Annotated in this window: 18 protein-coding genes and 1 pseudogene; 9 read left to right on the forward strand and 10 right to left on the reverse strand. The window is 59.0% G+C overall.

Features of this window, described 5'->3' with window-relative positions; genetic code table 11:
* Positions 1-14 precede the first annotated feature (14 nt).
* Positions 15-128 (forward strand): annotated as a pseudogene (locus ACWHXT_RS03625) (IS481 family transposase); the annotation flags it as partial.
* A 255-nt stretch (positions 129-383) separates the two neighbouring features.
* Here the strand turns inward: ACWHXT_RS03625 and ACWHXT_RS03630 are convergent.
* From ACWHXT_RS03630 to ACWHXT_RS03640, 3 genes are all read right to left on the reverse strand, one after another.
* Positions 384-1274: a pseudouridine synthase gene (locus ACWHXT_RS03630; RefSeq protein WP_447957270.1), complete on the reverse strand. Its 891-nt coding sequence runs from the start codon at positions 1272-1274 to the stop codon at positions 384-386.
* 210 nt (positions 1275-1484) lie between these two features.
* Positions 1485-1742, reverse strand: a complete 258-nt coding sequence (locus tag ACWHXT_RS03635; RefSeq protein WP_447957271.1) for a helix-turn-helix transcriptional regulator — start codon at positions 1740-1742, stop codon at positions 1485-1487.
* A gap of 159 nt (positions 1743-1901) precedes the next feature.
* Positions 1902-2210, reverse strand: coding sequence for a hypothetical protein (locus tag ACWHXT_RS03640; RefSeq protein WP_447957272.1), 309 nt, complete (start codon positions 2208-2210; stop codon positions 1902-1904).
* A gap of 320 nt (positions 2211-2530) precedes the next feature.
* Between ACWHXT_RS03640 and ACWHXT_RS03645 the strand changes: the two genes are divergently transcribed.
* From ACWHXT_RS03645 to ACWHXT_RS03665, 5 genes are all read left to right on the forward strand, one after another.
* Positions 2531-3664: a Fic family protein gene (locus ACWHXT_RS03645; RefSeq protein ID WP_447957273.1), complete on the forward strand. Its 1134-nt coding sequence runs from the start codon at positions 2531-2533 to the stop codon at positions 3662-3664.
* 197 nt (positions 3665-3861) lie between these two features.
* Positions 3862-4680, forward strand: a complete 819-nt coding sequence (locus ACWHXT_RS03650) for a type IV toxin-antitoxin system AbiEi family antitoxin domain-containing protein (protein ID WP_447957274.1) — start codon at positions 3862-3864, stop codon at positions 4678-4680.
* Complete coding sequence (locus ACWHXT_RS03655; RefSeq protein ID WP_447957275.1) at positions 4664-4966, forward strand: nucleotidyl transferase AbiEii/AbiGii toxin family protein; 303 nt, start codon at positions 4664-4666, stop codon at positions 4964-4966. Before ACWHXT_RS03650 ends, ACWHXT_RS03655 begins: the two co-directional genes overlap by 17 nt.
* Before the next feature lie 23 nt (positions 4967-4989).
* Complete coding sequence (locus tag ACWHXT_RS03660) at positions 4990-5601, forward strand: nucleotidyl transferase AbiEii/AbiGii toxin family protein (RefSeq protein WP_447957276.1); 612 nt, start codon at positions 4990-4992, stop codon at positions 5599-5601.
* A 69-nt stretch (positions 5602-5670) separates the two neighbouring features.
* Complete coding sequence (locus ACWHXT_RS03665) at positions 5671-6621, forward strand: DUF808 domain-containing protein (protein ID WP_447957277.1); 951 nt, start codon at positions 5671-5673, stop codon at positions 6619-6621.
* A 276-nt stretch (positions 6622-6897) separates the two neighbouring features.
* Here the strand turns inward: ACWHXT_RS03665 and ACWHXT_RS03670 are convergent, their stop codons facing one another.
* The 5 genes from ACWHXT_RS03670 to ACWHXT_RS03690 all read right to left on the reverse strand — a co-directional run bounded on the left by ACWHXT_RS03670 (position 6898) and on the right by ACWHXT_RS03690 (position 10584).
* The gene (locus ACWHXT_RS03670; RefSeq protein WP_447957278.1) at positions 6898-7527 is read right to left on the reverse strand and encodes a LysE family translocator; all 630 of its coding nucleotides are present in this window, start codon (positions 7525-7527) and stop codon (positions 6898-6900) included.
* Positions 7528-7625: 98 nt separating this feature from the next.
* A complete protein-coding gene (locus ACWHXT_RS03675; RefSeq protein WP_447957279.1) occupies positions 7626-8486 on the reverse strand; it encodes a hypothetical protein in 861 nt (286 codons plus the stop codon).
* Positions 8487-8672: 186 nt separating this feature from the next.
* Complete coding sequence (locus ACWHXT_RS03680) at positions 8673-9104, reverse strand: DUF1284 domain-containing protein (protein WP_447957280.1); 432 nt, start codon at positions 9102-9104, stop codon at positions 8673-8675.
* Entirely contained in the window at positions 9101-9682 is a 582-nt protein-coding gene (locus ACWHXT_RS03685; RefSeq protein ID WP_447957281.1) for a biotin transporter BioY, read from the reverse strand. Before ACWHXT_RS03685 ends, ACWHXT_RS03680 begins: the two co-directional genes overlap by 4 nt.
* Before the next feature lie 161 nt (positions 9683-9843).
* Complete coding sequence (locus tag ACWHXT_RS03690) at positions 9844-10584, reverse strand: SDR family NAD(P)-dependent oxidoreductase (protein WP_447957282.1); 741 nt, start codon at positions 10582-10584, stop codon at positions 9844-9846.
* A gap of 97 nt (positions 10585-10681) precedes the next feature.
* Between ACWHXT_RS03690 and ACWHXT_RS03695 the strand changes: the two genes are divergently transcribed.
* Positions 10682-11584, forward strand: coding sequence for a LysR family transcriptional regulator (locus tag ACWHXT_RS03695; RefSeq protein ID WP_447957283.1), 903 nt, complete (start codon positions 10682-10684; stop codon positions 11582-11584).
* Between the two features lie 148 nt (positions 11585-11732).
* Here ACWHXT_RS03695 and ACWHXT_RS03700 read toward each other — a convergent pair whose 3' ends face one another.
* Both ACWHXT_RS03700 and ACWHXT_RS03705 read right to left on the reverse strand, forming a co-directional pair.
* Positions 11733-12326 carry a hypothetical protein gene (locus ACWHXT_RS03700; protein WP_447957284.1) on the reverse strand — a complete coding sequence of 198 codons (594 nt, stop codon included), beginning with the start codon at positions 12324-12326 and terminating at the stop codon, positions 11733-11735.
* Positions 12327-12710: 384 nt separating this feature from the next.
* The gene (locus ACWHXT_RS03705) at positions 12711-13547 is read right to left on the reverse strand and encodes an EamA family transporter (protein ID WP_447957285.1); all 837 of its coding nucleotides are present in this window, start codon (positions 13545-13547) and stop codon (positions 12711-12713) included.
* Between the two features lie 99 nt (positions 13548-13646).
* Here ACWHXT_RS03705 and ACWHXT_RS03710 point away from each other — a divergent pair, with 99 nt between their 5' ends.
* Both ACWHXT_RS03710 and ACWHXT_RS03715 read left to right on the forward strand, forming a co-directional pair.
* Entirely contained in the window at positions 13647-14582 is a 936-nt protein-coding gene (locus tag ACWHXT_RS03710) for a LysR family transcriptional regulator (protein ID WP_447957286.1), read from the forward strand.
* 203 nt (positions 14583-14785) lie between these two features.
* The gene (locus tag ACWHXT_RS03715; protein ID WP_447957287.1) at positions 14786-16120 is read left to right on the forward strand and encodes an alpha/beta hydrolase family protein; all 1335 of its coding nucleotides are present in this window, start codon (positions 14786-14788) and stop codon (positions 16118-16120) included.
* Positions 16121-16308 lie beyond the last annotated feature (188 nt).

A 16308-nucleotide genomic window follows, 5' to 3' on the forward strand; every position in this document is an offset into this window, starting at 1 on the left:
GAGCAAACGATGCATACCGCATGTTCAAACGGCGTGAGGTGTCGACGATAGAGGAATTGGCGCGAGAGGATATCGATGGCGATGAGAAGTCTTGGCACAAGCTATTTAAGGACTATGAGCCGGGCTACTGCGATACCTTAATGATCGTGAATTATCTCGCCGACCAACGTTGAAGTAATTTACGGCGATTACTTGATAAGCGTTGCCCAAGCCTTTCAAGCGGCGTCTGCTCGGTACCCTGCTGGGCAATCGAACTTAGCGTGCCGGGCGTATGTTCAATCGCCATTGGTATTTGCTCAGCATGCAATAGCCGGCATGAAAATGGTGGTCCGGCTCGAGACGCGCCTTCGATGAGTAACCGATAGGGAAGTGACGGCGCCACGCTAGTTAAGCTTCAGGCTGCCATCGTACTCAATGCACCTATGCTCATTGGTCACGGGATCAGTGAACGCGAAGCCCTTGGAGAGCAGCTGCAAAGGGCGCGTAACGTCATCCGGCGAGAGTGGCTGCAGCACCGGGTAGTAGCGGTCGTTCAAAATCGGCCAGCCGAGTGACTGCATGTGCAGGCGCAGCTGGTGGCGGCGCCCGCTCACGGGGTGTAATTCGAACAGCGCTTGGGTGTCGGTTTGCTTCACGCAGCGGATCACCGAATGGCTGTTGGCGTCGCCCTCACTAATCCGCATGCGAAAGCGCTTCTCGCTTGGCTCGATGCGATTCTTTACGTCCCACTCTCGACCCACCCATGACGTAGCGCCGTCTACCTCGGCGATGGCCTGATAGGTCTTGTGAATCTGTCGTGACTTGAACAGCTGGTGATACAGCGCGCGGGTCTCGGGATTGAGCGAGCAAAGCACCAGTCCGGCCGTCACGCGATCCAGACGATGTACCGGCTGCAGCGCCTCGATCCCGGTGCTTTTACGCAGCCGCTGTTGCAAACACTCATTGACGTAGCGCCCGCCGGGCGTGACCGGCAGAAAGTGTGGTTTGTAGGCCACCAGAATGTGCTCATCGCGATAGACGGTATGCTCTGCGAAGGGAATGCTCGGCTCGCTTGCCACTTCGCGATAATAGAACACGCGAAGCTGTGGCTTGAAGGGCGCCGCCGGTGTAATCCAGGTGCCGTCATCGCGATGCACCTTGCCGGTGGCCATGCGCTCACGCCATATCGCCTCATCGATGGCCGGAAACTTGAGCAGCAGATACTCCAGTACCGTCGGCACACCGGGATTGACCTGAGGCAGGCTCAGCTTCGAAGGGCGTTGGGAAATGGACATGGAATGCATCACAGGTTGGGAAGGGGGTAGCGAAAAAGTGGTGAGAAAACCTCACCCTCCAGGCGGTCGCGCTAGTGTAACCGAGAGAGGAATTCGTGTCGGGCGAGACATGTCTCCTCTGTCAATCTGGTTGTCTGGTTGGCGCTATCGCCTTCGTGAACTGGCTGCGAGAGCGGTAGGGAAGGCGAGAGGCTCACCGGCAGCATGGCGTCACGCGCCATGGTGACCGTCCCCTTTTCTTTTCACCACCACTTCGAGCCCCATTAAATCCAATACATCCAGCACCTTTTGCAGCTGCAGGGTGGGCTTGCCGCGTTCAAGGTCGACGATAAAGCGGTTGCCGGTGCCTGCAAGGCCGGCCAGGTCCATCTGCAACAAGCCTTGTTCAGTGCGGAGTTTACGGACCAGTTGGCCCAGCTCTTCGCTTTGACGAATGGTCGTGAAGGAAGGGGCGTTATCGATTGGCATAGGGAACCTGCGTTTGATTACCGTTCGGTAACTTTTCTGGGTATAAAGGGTCGAGACTGCTTTTAAATTACCGACCGGTAACTTTATGCGCGGCGGGATCGCGGTGCTGGCGCGTAACCACTTTACTGCTTAACTGATCCAAAACAGCTTTCAAGGGGTTCAGTAAGCGACGCTCTCACAGTTGTCCTGATACAGCGGGGCATCGGTGCCAAGCGCTAGCCGCTTGGTGGCGCTGTTGTAGTAGAAGCGGCCGGACTCAGCGCCTGAAAGCGCGTAGTCGCCGCACACGCCATAGCCCTTGTTGACGCGCTGTAAGTCGGAGATGTCGGCCGGTGCTTGGCTTTCAAGGCGTTCGGCTATCGTCGCGGCGATGTGAGCATCGCGCTGGGCCTCGGAGTAGGCTTGGCTTCCGAATATCAGGCCCGCCACGACGAAAATGGCGACGACGGGAATCCATAGGTTGTGCATAGCGTGTCCAGTGAGAGGGTATGGAAGTGTATCAATTCGGCCGAGAAATTATTTAGCAGGATAATAACTTTTTGCGCAGCCCATTTCATTGATTGGCGAGGGTTTGGTCGTCACTAAGGGCGTTCGAGAACCTGAAGACACTCAACGGTTGTACGAGAATGAAGGTTTCAGGGTAGCTCTTGTCAGCTTCATGGCGGTTTACTTAAAGTCGATGCAGTGGGTCGGCCGACAACGTTGGCTTTGCCGTCGATTAGCGTTTGAGCCGAATAAACGCCATAATCGGCTCATAATTTGATTCGAATAAGCGTGGTAATCGGCTCATGCATATATGGGAGCAACGCAACTGGCCTTTATTCGAGTGGGATGAGCCCACTTTGCGCCCCCTGCTGAATGCCGTAAGGCTGTTGCAAGGCCGCGTGGTGGGGCGAACGGATGCAACGTCTGAACACACGGATTTAACCGTGGAAATGGACGCGCTCATTCAGAACGCTATTCGCACCAGCGAGATCGAAGGGGAGCGTTTGGACGTGGGGTCCGTGCGCTCATCGGTGGCTCGCCATTTGGGGTTAGAGCAGGCGGGCGTTACTCACCGAACCACGCCGGAATCTGAAGCGCTGATCGAGCTGCTGCTTCAATCGACCCATCAGCCCGATGATCCCCTCTCCCTGAAGCAGCTATGCCACTGGCAGTCTTTGCTCTTCGTGCAGCGTCCTGGTCTGATAAGCGAGGTACGCGTTAATGAGCTACGCGGCGATCATCCCATGCAGGTCGTTTCGGGTCGGATAGATCGTCCGAAGGTACATTTTGAGGCGCCACCGCGTGCTCAGTTGGAAGCGGAACTCGAGGCGTTCCTTGAGTGGTTCAATCATCCACCGGAAGGGCTCGATCCTTTGGTGCGTGCCGGTATCGCCCACCTTTGGCTGATTACACTGCATCCGTTTGGTGACGGTAACGGGCGCGTTACGCGTGCAGTGACCGATCGAGCGCTGGCCCAGGCTGAGCGGCAGTCCGTGCGCTTTTATTCACTCAGCGCGGCAATCATGGCCCGGCGCGAGGCCTACTACGATCATCTTGAACGTACTCAGAAGGGCGGGCTGAATATCACACCCTGGCTTGCGTGGTTTCTGGATACACTCAAAGAGGCACTCGAACAGGCACTATTGCGTATTGACCGGGTGCTTCTGAAAACGCATTTCTGGCAGCGCCATGCCACCACGGTATTAAGCGCGCGGCAGATCAAGATACTCAATCGGTTACTGGATAACGCGGGGGAAGAGTTCGTACAAGGTATCAATGCGCGCAAGTACCAGGCACTGGCTAAGGTGAGTAAGGCGACCGCCACGCGAGATATGACCGAGTTGGTGGAAAAGGGCTGCTTTTACAAGCTGCCTGGTGGTGGGCGTAGTACGCGTTATGCGGTGTTACTTGGGCGAACTGTGGAGGGCTCTTTGTAGTGGCGATCTTTGCTGTTTAAGGGTGATCGTTACTGAAAGGGGGGGGGTTAAGTAAGCAGCTAACTCATACTATGACCACAAGGCACTTCAAGGATTTGTTTATTAAATGCCTTATAAAGTCACTCTGAGTGACTTTTTTTGTTGTTTATTAAACTCGGCCCATTGTGTCGGTTTATAGAAAGTGTATTTTAGTCATTATGAGTGATCAAAATGATGGAAAATTAAACCGCCTGCTTACAGGACTAAACGATACCGGCGTGGTTTCCAGCCGGTGGCTAAGAGCGCATGGCTATTACAGTAGCTTGTTGGCCCGCTATGTCGCTAGTGGTTGGCTGGTCTCCCCGGCGCGTGGTGTGTACATGCGTAAAGGAGGCTCTTTGAAATGGGAAGGGGTGGTGCGCACGGTGCAAGAGACGGAGGGTTTGTCGCTGCATATAGGTGGGCGCTTTGCGCTGGCTTGGCTGGGGCATGAGCACTACCTACGGTTGGGCGAAGCCGCCGTTATCACACTCTTCGGGCCGGATCGCTTGCCAGGGTGGGTATGCAAGTTGCCGTTGGTGGAACGGGTCGACTACTGCGGCAAAGGACCTTTTGATCTACCTGATATTCCGCTTACTGATAAGACAACGGATCAGGCGTTGCTGAACCTGGGGCTGGAACGACGTGAAGCGATGCCGAGCGGTGTGCTGGTGTGTTCGACACCGGAACGAGCCATGCTGGAGATGTGTGATGAGGTGTCTGATGCGGGTGGGGTCTACGAAGTGGATGCATTAATGCAGGCCATGGCCACCCTACGCCCTCAGCGGCTTGAAATGCTGTTGCGCCATTGCCACAGCATCAAGGCTAAGCGTCTGTTTCTCGCGCTGGCCGAGCGTCATGGGCACGCCTGGTTTTCACACCTATCGATAGAGGGGGTGAATCTCGGCAGTGGGAAGCGTTCGCTGGTGCCTGGTGGCCGCCTGCATCCCACGTATCACATTGTTCTGCCGGGAGACCTTGATGAGCAGCTGGGATAAACGCTACAGCGACCGTGTGCAATTGCTGGTAGATATCCTGCCGGTGCTGGCAAAGGAAACCCGCTTTGCACTGAAGGGGGGTACTGCCATCAACTTGTTTGAGCATGATCTCCCCAGGCTATCGGTGGATATCGACTTGACCTGGCTTCCTGTGCAGAATTTTGAGGCAGGTGTGGCGGATATTGCCGCAGCACTAGAGCAGTTGGCGGAGACCTTGCGTGCCCGTCCTTTGCAATTACAAGTGCAAACATCAGGTGGCGCGAACACAGGGGGATCACACGCTTAATTTGCAGCCGTGGCCGGGCGCGTGTGCAGATTGAAACAACCCCAGTGATGCGCGGCACAGTACACCCGGTTCGAATGATGGTGGTCCAACCGGAAGTCGAACAGGCCTTCGGCTTTGCCTCAACGCAGGTGCTCGATTTTGCCGATCTCTACGCTGGAAAACTGGCGGCGGCCTTGTCTCGTCAACATCCCAGGGATCTGTTCGACATTGGCTTGCTGCTGGAAGATGAACGGGCCGATGCGACATTATGGCGAACCTTTCTGGTGTATCTAACGTGTAGCCCTAAACCGGCCTGGGAACTTCTGGCTCCCAGGGAACCAGTGGATTTTGAGACGCTCTTCGATGCCCATTTCAAGGGAATGACCGCCAAGCCGGTGACGGCGGCGCAACTGCTTGAGAACAGAGCACAGCTACTGCTATGGATTTCTAAAAAGCTGGATAAGCCCTCCTGTGACTTTCTATGGTCCGTCGAAGATGAGCAGCCTGATTTTGAATTGATCCATTTAGAGGAAGCAGCAGCATTGCCAGGGGTAGGGCGAAAGCTGCAAAACCTTACCCGTCGCTCGAAGGCCAAGCGCCAGGCGGATCGCCATGAACTTGAGCAGACCCTGGCACGAATAGCATTTGATGTGTGAAGAGACGCGCTCCGTCCAAGTCGCTATGTGCTTTACTATCTACAACTGTTATTCACGGAGAAAACATCCATGGCCATAGGCGGCTTGATTGGATTGCTGGATGACATTGCCGCCCTGGCGAAGCTGGCTGCCGCGTCACTGGACGATGTAAGTGCAGCCGCTGGGCGGGCAACGGCGAAGGCGGCCGGGGTGGTGGTCGATGATACGGCGGTAACGCCGCAATATTTGCACGGGGTAACGGCAGAGCGTGAGCTTTCGATCGTGAAGCGGATCGCGCTGGGCTCCATTCGCAACAAGCTGATAATTATCCTGCCGGCGGCGCTGCTCCTGAATCACTTTTTGCCCGCGTTATTGCCGATCATCCTGATGGTGGGCGGCACCTACCTGGCCTTCGAGGGCGCGGAAAAGGTCTGGCACAAGCTATCCGGCGAGCATGACGACGACAAGCCAGCGGTCGAAAAGGGGCCGGAGGCCGAGAAAAAGATCGTGAGTGGTGCCGTTCGCACTGACCTGATTCTGTCTGCGGAAATCATGGTGATCGCGCTTTCCACGGTTTCTCATCAGGGGTTCTGGTCACAGCTGGTGAGTCTGATAGTGGTCGCGTTGGTCATCACCATTTTGGTGTATGGCGTGGTAGCGCTGCTGGTCAGGATGGATGATATCGGCCTGAAACTTGCCAGGCGTAAGAGCCCCGGAATACAAACACTGGGCCGTAGCCTGGTGACGGCCATGCCCAAGGTGCTGGCGACCATCTCGGTGGTGGGTACCATCGCTATGCTCTGGGTGGGTGGGCATATTCTGATGGCCAACCTGGGGGCGGATGGCATGGGGTGGTTCAACGCGCCCTACGATTGGGTGCACCATATCGAGCATGACATTGGCGAAGCAACCGGTGCCCTGGGCGGCCTGCTGGGCTGGAGCTTCAATACGCTGTGTTCTGCGCTCATTGGCTTTTTGGTGGGCTCGGTGGTAGTGGGAACGTTTCACCTCGTTCCCTTCAAGAAGGCACATTCGCCGTAGTGGAGGCCGCAACGGGCGTATCAGGCATCAAGAGCCTGATACCTTGAATCGGCTGTGCCAAGCTGCTTCGACTTCGTTTGCACCACAATCCGCGCAGCGTCGGGTGGGTGATGGCCTGCGGTAAAGGCTATTTAAATCCAATATTTTATTGGTTAAAGCGCTTTAACATGGATTAGGCGCTAAATATTGGATTTAGGGCCAAGCGGGTAGAGTGGTTTATCGGTTTGGTCGTGAGGGAGCGGGCATTATTCGTTGTATCGGTTATCTACTTACACACTATGTGCGGCTACCGACCAGCCGAATACCCATGCCGATAAACAGCGTGCCGCTGATACGACTGAACGCTGCTTTCCATCGCGGGCTTTGAAAGTGATGCCCCAAGCGCCGTACCGCTAGCGCGTAGCTTGAGTGTACGCCGATCACGATCAGCGCGATGGTGAGGTACATGAGGGCGAATTGGCGGGTCACGCCTGTCATGTGATCAAGAAACTGCGGCAGAAAGGCGGATAGAAACAGCAGGGTCTTGGGATTACTGATAGACACCAAAAACGCTTCCAGCAGCAGAGAGCGGTGCCTTGATGGCGTACTGCCCACTACCTGTTGGGCCGCAGCGGGTGTCTTGAAAGAGGTCACTAACTGAGCCACGCCAAGATAAACAAGGTAAGCCGCCCCGATCACCTTCAATACCGTAAACGCGGTGGGCAGGGTGCTGAGCAAGGTGCCCACGCCCAGTGCCACCAGCAAGATGGTGAACAGCTGGGCAAGAAGGTTACCAGTGAGCGCGATCACCGTACCGGTCGCGCCGTACCTTAATGTATTGCGAATGACCAACAGCACGTTGGGGCCTGGTGAGAGGGTAATCAGAAGGTAGGCAACGGAAAACGTCAGCCAAACGTGCAAAGACATGTTGTAGTGTCCATGTAGGCGCAGAGTCGTTTTTGATTCTGCGCCTGTCTATAGCGCCTGCGCAAGCAAGGCCCCTTGGGTCCATTATGAATAGCGCCTCAGCCTCGCAGCCGCTCCTCATGCGGCGTAGCGTCGTAATCCGCATTCAGCCGCTTGCGCAGTGCCGGGTACCCGTTAGCCACCAACGCCGCCAGCACAATGCTTCCAAAGATGTAGCCGGTAATGGTCATGCCCTGCATGAGGGGGCTCTGCTGCACCATCCAGCCGTTCGAGGCCGGGTGCATGAAAAACAGTAAAGCCAGGCCCGCGAAGAAGCCAAAGCCCGCCGCCAGTTTGAGCTGGTAGCGCAGCAAGTAATAGCGCCCGTACTTTTCGAGTGCGCCGTGTACATTGATCGCTTTCTGGCATTTGAGCACCACGCCCAGGCCCGGGCTCTTCTCCTTGTCCGGGTCGATGCCAAAGCACTTCACCAGCGCCTGCAACCGGGGGCGGCTTCTGATGTCGATCATGGCCACCGTCAGGGTGATCGTTTGATCGATCAGGGGCTTGTAGAGGCGTTCGGCCCCAGGCGGCCAGGAGATCTGCACGTCGTTGATGAAGTAGGTGTACACGGTATAACGCCCGCCGCCGTTGCCTGCACTGGCGGTACGTTTTTTTTCGATCAACCGGCCGCGCAGTTGCGTAGTAGTGTGCTTGAGCGTGGTGGCCCGCCCCAATCCGTGGGCGACCAAAAAGACGCCCAGCGCCGCCACGACCAGATCCAGCACCATCAAAAAGCCGATGAGCAGCACCGGTGCGCGGATATCATCCACCACGAACGCAACCGGCAGCACCCCGCTGAGCACCAGAAAGAACATGCCGAACAGTACCAGTAGGCATTTGAACAACACCACGCGCAGGTAAACCGTGCGGGCGTGGTGCTTTTCCAGCGCCGTTAGCGGGCGGGTGTTATTGCTCAAGCGGGGCTCCTTGCCGGTGGTGCTAAAAAGCGCATAGCGTAACAGAAAGATGAAACGCGCTTTATTGGGTGCTTATAGGAGATCGCTAGAGGTGCTTCAAAAAGGGCTATAAATCCATGAATAGAAAGCAAGATCGAGAGAGTGGGTTGTTGAAAGAGGAGGATATATAATCCGATGGCGATGGGCTTACGTAACCTGAATGCGCACTCCAACATAACCGCTCCCGGCCACGTCAGTACAAAGCGAATGCCACTGGCAATCGACACACGCCCGCCGGTTCAGCCCGGCGCGGAAGGCGGCTCTTAACGATGCCAGTGTGGCACTGTTCAGGTTCAAGGTATCCCCAACGGCGAGCGAGCGGCCCAGCGTCTCGCTGATATCCTCGAGCGCGGCGGTATCTCGCCCCACTACGCTGTCGTTCAGGCAGTGGGGCGGCTCACACGCGGGGGCCAGCAGCGGGGCGCAGATGTCATCCGGCCCCGCGACCAGCTCCACCGGCTCGCCGCAAGAAAGGCGCGCGGCGAGCCGGTCGTAATTGGCCACAAAGGAGGCGCTATACCCCTTGCCTACGTAGGTGAGCAGGCAAAGCAGGTGGTGGCCGCGTAGCCTTATGGTCACATCTTGCCGCGCGAGCGGCTGGCGATCAGTTTGAGCGTAACGGCGGCCAGGGCGGATTTCAGCACGCTGCCTACCAGGAAAGGCACCACGCCTAACGCAAAGGCTTGTTCTATGCCAACGAGTTGTGCAAGCCAGGCGCCGCCCGCAGCCAAACAGAGCACGTGGGCCAGCATCATGCTTGTGAAGGCAAGCGCGGGACGCTGACCGCTCCAGCCACGCTGAGCGAGCCAACCTGTCAGCGCCGCACATAGCGGGAAGGCGAATAGATAGCCCGCCGTGGGTCCGGCGAAGGCGATCCAGCCGTTCGCGCCGCCCGCCAGTACCGGCCAGCCCATGGCAGCTTGGCCTAGCCACGCCAGCGTGGTCAGTGCGCCCAAGCGCCAGCCGTAGAGCGCCCCGATCAGCATTACCCCGAAGGTTTGCAGCGTGACCGGCACGGGCACCATGGGCACTTGCACGTAGGAGCACAGCGTTAGAAAAAGCGAGCCCAGCACCACCGCTATCATCTTCCAACTCATCGAGCGGTGGGCAAGGTTTAAGGGCGTAGGCAGCGTAACGGCGCGAGACGTGTCATACATGGCGGAGGAAACCTTTTGTGTTTTGTTGAGTTTACTGCGTGACTCTATCGCCGCTGTAACCTTTAGTCTAGTGCTTTGGTTTACAGATGTGCCGTTGTTGAAGCCAACCAGGCTATTTGGGGGTGCCCTTATGGGGAAGGTTTGGATCACCCTGTTTCTGGCTACCGCATGATCAACCCGCCATCGACCAGGTACTGGCTGCCCGTGACGAAAGAGGCTTCGTCGGAAAGCAGGAAGGCGGCCACCGCGGCGGCTTCCTCAGGATGGCCAACACGGGGCAGGGCCAGTTGGGAGGTGACGGTGTCTTCAAACGCTTGGCGCGAGGTCGGTGACATGAAGTCGCGAAAGTGGGTATCGATGGGCCCGGGAACCAGCGTATTGACGCGAATACGCCTCTTGCCCAGCTCGGCGGCCCAGCAGCGCACGAGTGCGACCAGGGCGGCCTTGGCGGCGGCGTAAAGGCTCGTGGCCGGGGCACCCTCGTAAGCCGAGGTCGAACTGGTGACCAGGATCGAAGCGCCTTCGCGAAGATGATTCGATAGCGCCGCCATCTGGAGCACCGGGCCTTTCAGGTTGGCGCCGATGATCTGATCAAACGCCTCGGGCGTAATGTCCTCCAGCGGCGCCACGCGCGCAACGCCGGCATTCAGCCAGAGCCCATCCAGCCCGCCCTTGTCGGCCACCAGGTCAGTGAGCACTTGGGCCTCATCAGGTTGCGAAGCGTCGTTGTGCAGTACGGTGGCGTTTTCCGGCAATGATTGGCGGAGTTTTTCCAGCCTGGCGCGATGGCGCCCCGTGGCGATCACCTCGCCGCCTTCCGATGCGATGCGCAGGGCCCCCGCCAACCCGATCCCGCTCGTGGCACCGGTAACGAGCAGGCGCTTTCCGTGAAAACGATTCATGGTCATGTCTCCTTTCTTGAAAGGAGTACTCTACCCGCTGTGAGCCATGAGGTTTATACGGCACAATCGACACGAGAAGTGATCAAATGGAGGCATAATGCGTGGACGACATCTCTATCAGCTCAAGGCGTTCTGCGCCATTGTCGAACACGGCAGCTTTGCCCGGGCGGCGGCTCACCTCGGGCTGCCCGCCTCGGCACTGAGCCAGATTCTCAAGGACCTCGAGGCGCGGCTGGACTCGCGGCTTCTCAACCGTACGACGCGCAGCGTGTCGTTAACCGACGCCGGGCGTCGCATGTACGGCCAGGCCGAGCCCGCCTTTCGCGCCCTGGAGAGTGCTGAAACCGTCGCCACCGCCGCGCAGGGGCGTATTGCTGGCCGGGTACGTCTCAACGCCACGCGGATAGCCGCAAAACGCTACCTGGCGCCGATACTGGCGAGCTTTTTGGCTGAATATCCCGAGGTGCACGTGGAGATCGTGGTCGAGGAGCGGTTGGCGGATGTGGTCGCGGATGGGTTCGACGCCGGTGTACGCCTTGGCGAAAAGCTGCATCAGGACATGATTGCGGTGCCGCTCAGCGGGGATCTGGAGATGAAGGTAGTGGCCTCGCCTGAGTATATCGAGCAGTTCGGCGCCCCTGCCCACCCGCGTGATCTCGAGCATCACCGATGTCTCTGCTTTCGTAACCCCAGCGACGGCTCGCCCTACCGTTGGGAGTTTGAAAAAGGCGACACGCGGTTCGAGGTGGCGGTGAGCGGTCCCGTGACCGTTGACGAACCGTCGATGCTGCCCGCCATGGCGGCGAAGGGCGCCGGGGTCGCGTATCAGTTCTCCCATCAGGTCGACCCGCTATTGGAGACCGGTGAGCTGGTTCAACTGCTGCCCGACTGGACGCCGCCGTTTCCCGGGTTTTTCATCTATTACCCCAGCCGGCGACAGCAGCCGCCCGCGTTCCGGGCGTTTCTGGAGCACGTCAGGCAAGGAAACGATGCATGTTAACCCTTGAGCTGCTGCGGTAGCCGCTCTAGCAGTGTTTGCACGGCTCCTTTGTAGGCTAGCGGGCGCAGCATGGCCAGCGTACGATCAATCGCGTGCGCTCTGCCCGTCCCAGGCCGTGGGCGATACACAAGACGCCCAGTGCCGTCACTCACCCCTTCAACCTTTCCTCGTGCGGGGTCTCGTCAAAACTGGGGTCGAAGCGCTGGCGCAGCGCCCGGATAACTTTGCCGACAAGCAGGGTGATCAGGAGGAGGCCCGCCAAATACCCCAAAACGGCCAGCAGGCTCAAAAAGAAGTTGATGCGTATCAAAAAATCCGTCGTGGCGGGCTGTATCAAGATGAGCAGGCTCAGCGCCACAAGAGCAATGATCACCGCCGTCACCGTGGCGTGGTAACGCAGCAGGTAGTGGCGCCCGTACTTTTCGAGCGCGGCGTGGAGTTGAATGGCTTTGCCGTACTCGAGCACGACCGCCACTTTTCGCGGGCGTGCCTTGGCACAGCCCAGGAAGTCGCGAAGCCGGGTCCACGGGCCGCGGTGGCGAATTTCGATCATCGCCACCATCAGCTCGACGTGTTGGCCTTCCAGCGGGTCGAAAATGGGGTCGGCGCCGTAAGGCCAGCGCAGCTGAATATCGTCGATGAAGTCGATACGTAGCGTATGGCGGCCACCGGTCACGGCATTGACCTTTCGGCGGCGCTCGCGTGTGATCGTCCCGCGCAAGGGGGGTAGCGGTGTTGGCAAGGGTGGTCTCGTGATATCGGGCATAGGCGATCAATAGCGCGCCCGATGAAACGAGAAACAGCGTCAGCAACGCAATCAAGAGCATAACGGGAGGCGCGAACAGCTTGCCATCGGCAATGAACGCAACGGGCGCCGCCAGGCCAAGCAGCAAAGACGTAATGCCAAGGGCCATGGCCAGGGCGTTGACCAGCGTAATCCCCCGGCGCACCGTCCGGGCGTGAGAGCGTTCAAGCGTTGTCAGTGGGCGAGCATCGTTGCTCAAGCGGGCCTCTCTCGGTCTATCGGTTATTTTCGCGAGCGCGATATAGTATCAGAAACGCACGATGCTCTAACGGGAGCTTTCGTGAGTGATGGCTCGGGCGCTTTCAAACCATGGCTGCTTAACTAACCGGCTCCCGCCATCACCAACACCGTCGCCAATAAAGACAATCCAATCCCCGCCATCGCCGCCGCGCTCACCGCCTCGCGGCGTACCAGCGAGCCCAGCACGACGGGAATCAGCGGATACATCGAAACGATCACGATGCTGATCACCGCAAGCTGCCCCTCTCGGGAGAGCGTATAGAGCACCAGCCCCAGCGCGCTGATGCCGCCGGCCAGGGTGGCAAGCAGGGGCAAGCGTCTTGGCGCCTGATGAACGTGCCGGTAAAACGGCAGCAGGCAGAGCGCGCCGCTGAGCATGCAGAGCCCAATACCGTAAAGCGCGGCGGGTTCGGGTATGAGCCCCAGAAAATGCAGTTGCAGCGCGAACCCGGCGCCGGCGCCCAACCCAAAAAGCAGGCCTCGATGAGCGAAAGGGTGTGTCGTATGGGCAAGCCGCCCGCCGCCGGCGGTGAGCCAAATCCCGGGCAGGGCGATGACGACGCCCAGCCACACCCAGGCATTGGGCCGCTCGCCCAGAAACACCAGCGAAAGCCCTAAGGCGATGATCACCATCGACACGGCGCTGACCGGTACCACGGTCGCGAAGGGCGCTTGGGCAAGCCCTCTATAAAGCAGCAGCGCGCCAAGGGCCGAGCCCGCGCCTGCCAGGGCCGCCCATTTAAACGTGGCCGGCTCCCAGGTGGCGAAAAGCGCCGCCGCCGCCAGCCCCAGAAGTGCGCCGCCCAGGTGGGTGTAAAAACCGATATTGAACGGCGGGAAATAGCGCGCGAGTAGGCCGTTGATAAAGTGCGTACTGCCGAGTAGCAGCATGGCGCAAAGTGCCAGGGCGATAGACATGCGGTTTCCAGATGAGGATGATCAGTAGGAAACCCAGCATAAAAGGCGTAACCGGCGGCGGAAAATTCGTCGTGCTCATGCCCGCCATAAGGAGAGGTGATGATGAAAGGGGCCGATATCTCCCTTGCCCAGCTTCGGGCGCTGGTGGCCGTGGCCGAAGAAGGCGCATATACCCGCGCCGCCGCGCGCCTGGGTATTAGCCAACCCGGCATCAGCCACGCGCTAAGCGCGCTGGAAAAACACGCGGGCGGCCCGCTCTTTTCAAAATGCGAGGGCGGTTTGGCGCCAACGGCACTCGGCGAGGTCGTTCTGAGCAGTGCCCGAAAAGTGCTTAACGAGCTTCAGGTGCTAAACCAGCAGGTCTCCACCTTTCACCACCAGGCACATGAACGTCTTGCCATAGGGGCCATTCCCAGCGCGCTGAAGGGGTGGCTCTCGCCGACGCTCTCCCGCTTTTCGGGCCGCTATCCGGAAGCTATCAGCCTGGTACTCGAAGGCGTGGAGGAGGAGATCAAAGAGTGGGTGGAAAGCGGCGTGGTGGATGTGGGGATCACCACGGACGTCACGCAGCTCGACCTTGATTACTGGCGTGAACACTTCGACTGGCAACGGCTGAAGCACGATGAAATCGTGGCCGTAGTGCCCGCTCAGCACCCGCTTGGCCAGCAAGCCCGCGTCACGTTAACCGAGCTTGCCCGCTACCCGCTGGTAATGTCCTCCGGCGGGTGCGAGGCGTTGATTCAGCAGTTGTTCGTGAGTACCCAGCAAGAGCGTGAAACCTTCACGGTGGATTTTTGGGTGCGGGATACCCACACCCTGCTACAGATGGTAGCGGGGGAAGTAGGCGTCAGCCTGGTACCCCGGCTGGCCCTGAGCAACAGGCCCGCGGCGGGCGTGACCGCACTGCCTTTATCGCCCACCCGTCAGCGCAACCTGATTGCTTTCTGGCCCAAAAAGCGGCCCTTGAACCCGCTAGGCCAGCAGTGGCTTGGCGAAATCACTCAGCAGCGCGACTCGGTAGCGGGTTTGATATAAAGATCGGTCAATGTGTCCATTGCTGAATGACCCGATCCCTCAACCTTCAGAAAGCCAGTCGATGAACGAGACGGGCATGACGCTGCGCCACCTTCAACTTCGGTAGCAGGGTAATCGTTTACCCGCGGTGGTAGGGTTGAGTGGGCTCGAGGCTTTGTGGCTCGGGCCACTCGATTAACCAAACCAGCGTTGAGGAGGCGTGTATGAAGGCGAATGGCAGGTGGGTAGCAGGCTCTATGCTGCTAACGGTCATGGCGGCACCGGCGATGGCGGAAAACCGCATCGATACGGTGCGCCCGGATGCCCCGGAACTGGCGGCCTATGGCGAGTACCCGGTGGGCGTGCGCGAGCTGGCGCTGGTCCACGAGGATCAGATCGATATCGCCAACGTGGCCGAGGACGCGACATCAACGGACGAGATGCCGCGCTACGACCGCTCGCTGCCGGTCGAGGTGTGGTACCCGGCAAGCGATGACGCCGAGGGGAGCACCACGCTCGAGGCGTACCTGCGCGATGGCAAGACGCGGGTCGAACTCCAGGGCCAGGGGATGCGGGACGCGCCGCCGGCTCAAACGGATGCGCCGTACCCGCTGGTGATCGTATCCCACGGCTATCCGGGCAACCGCTTTTTGCTTTCTCCGCTTGCCGAGAACCTCGCCTCCAAGGGGTACGTGGTCGTCTCGATCGACCATACGGACACCACCTACAGCACCTTGAGCTCCTTCGCGTCGGCGCTGGTGAACCGCTCAAATGATCAGACGTTCGTGCTCGATGAGATCGCCCGGCTCGGCCAGGCGCCGGAGAGCTTTCTGAACGGCCTGGTCGATGACGACCATACCGCGCTGGTCGGCTACTCCATGGGGGCTTACGGCACGCTGGTGTCCGCCGGGGTCGGGCTCACGGCGCAGGCGGTTGAGGCGCACGACGGCACGTGGCACGCGCCCGCCGGCACCCTCGAGCAGTACCGCTTCGATACCGCGGCTTTTCAGGAACGTTTCGACCCGCGCATCAAGACCGCCGTCGTGTTTGCCCCGGCCGGTTACTCCTCGGGCTTCTTCGATGAAGAAACGATGAAAGGGCTGAACGTGCCTACGCTCTTCGTGGGCGGCTCGAACGATGACACCGTCGGTTATGAAGACGGCGTTTTACCGGCATGGCAAAACGCAGAAGGCGTCGAGCGGGGCCTGTTGATCTTCGAAGGCGCCAACCACAATGTCGGCGCGCCGATGCCCGCGCCAAAAGAAGCCTGGGTAGAGAGCGAGGCGGTGGGCTTCAACCTGGCCATGCACTACACCGATTTCGTTTGGGATAGCGTGCGGATGAACAACGTGTCGGCGCATTTCGTGACGGCCTGGCTTGGCCAGTACCTGAAAGACGAAGAGGCCATGTCGGCGTATCTGGACCTCGTGCCGTCCTCCAACGACGGCGTATGGCGCATGGAAGAGGGCGAGCCGACCCCCGAGCACACCTACTGGACCGGGTTCCCGGAGCGCTCCGCCCAGGCGCTGCATTTCGATTTTCTGGATGCCGAGCGGTAATTCAAGCTGCTAGTGGCCATCGGCCCCTTGTTGGGGGCCAGGGTGTTTTCTTGATCGGCAAAGCCGTCGTCTGCTCTTTTGTAATCGGCGTATCGGTTGGCAGAGAAGGCGACGGCGACACGCGCCAAAAGCATTGGATAACGGAGTTTCGAGGGCGCTGATTGCGGCGAAGGCATTCGGTGGACGTG

The sequence above is a fragment of the Vreelandella halophytica genome (assembly GCF_968193635.1).

Excerpts from the sequence above, each read along its gene's own strand:
- ACWHXT_RS03630 (WP_447957270.1), bottom strand. The coding sequence starts at position 1,274 with ATGTCCATTTCCCAACGCCCTTCGAAGCTGAGCCTGCCTCAGGTCAAT.
- ACWHXT_RS03635 (WP_447957271.1), bottom strand. The coding sequence starts at position 1,742 with ATGCCAATCGATAACGCCCCTTCCTTCACGACCATTCGTCAAAGCGAA.
- ACWHXT_RS03640 (WP_447957272.1), bottom strand. The coding sequence starts at position 2,210 with ATGCACAACCTATGGATTCCCGTCGTCGCCATTTTCGTCGTGGCGGGC.
- ACWHXT_RS03645 (WP_447957273.1), top strand. The coding sequence starts at position 2,531 with ATGCATATATGGGAGCAACGCAACTGGCCTTTATTCGAGTGGGATGAG.
- ACWHXT_RS03650 (WP_447957274.1), top strand. The coding sequence starts at position 3,862 with ATGAGTGATCAAAATGATGGAAAATTAAACCGCCTGCTTACAGGACTA.
- ACWHXT_RS03655 (WP_447957275.1), top strand. The coding sequence starts at position 4,664 with ATGAGCAGCTGGGATAAACGCTACAGCGACCGTGTGCAATTGCTGGTA.
- ACWHXT_RS03665 (WP_447957277.1), top strand. The coding sequence starts at position 5,671 with ATGGCCATAGGCGGCTTGATTGGATTGCTGGATGACATTGCCGCCCTG.
- ACWHXT_RS03670 (WP_447957278.1), bottom strand. The coding sequence starts at position 7,527 with ATGTCTTTGCACGTTTGGCTGACGTTTTCCGTTGCCTACCTTCTGATT.
- ACWHXT_RS03685 (WP_447957281.1), bottom strand. The coding sequence starts at position 9,682 with ATGTATGACACGTCTCGCGCCGTTACGCTGCCTACGCCCTTAAACCTT.
- ACWHXT_RS03690 (WP_447957282.1), bottom strand. The coding sequence starts at position 10,584 with ATGAATCGTTTTCACGGAAAGCGCCTGCTCGTTACCGGTGCCACGAGC.
- ACWHXT_RS03695 (WP_447957283.1), top strand. The coding sequence starts at position 10,682 with ATGCGTGGACGACATCTCTATCAGCTCAAGGCGTTCTGCGCCATTGTC.
- ACWHXT_RS03705 (WP_447957285.1), bottom strand. The coding sequence starts at position 13,547 with ATGTCTATCGCCCTGGCACTTTGCGCCATGCTGCTACTCGGCAGTACG.
- ACWHXT_RS03710 (WP_447957286.1), top strand. The coding sequence starts at position 13,647 with ATGATGAAAGGGGCCGATATCTCCCTTGCCCAGCTTCGGGCGCTGGTG.
- ACWHXT_RS03715 (WP_447957287.1), top strand. The coding sequence starts at position 14,786 with ATGAAGGCGAATGGCAGGTGGGTAGCAGGCTCTATGCTGCTAACGGTC.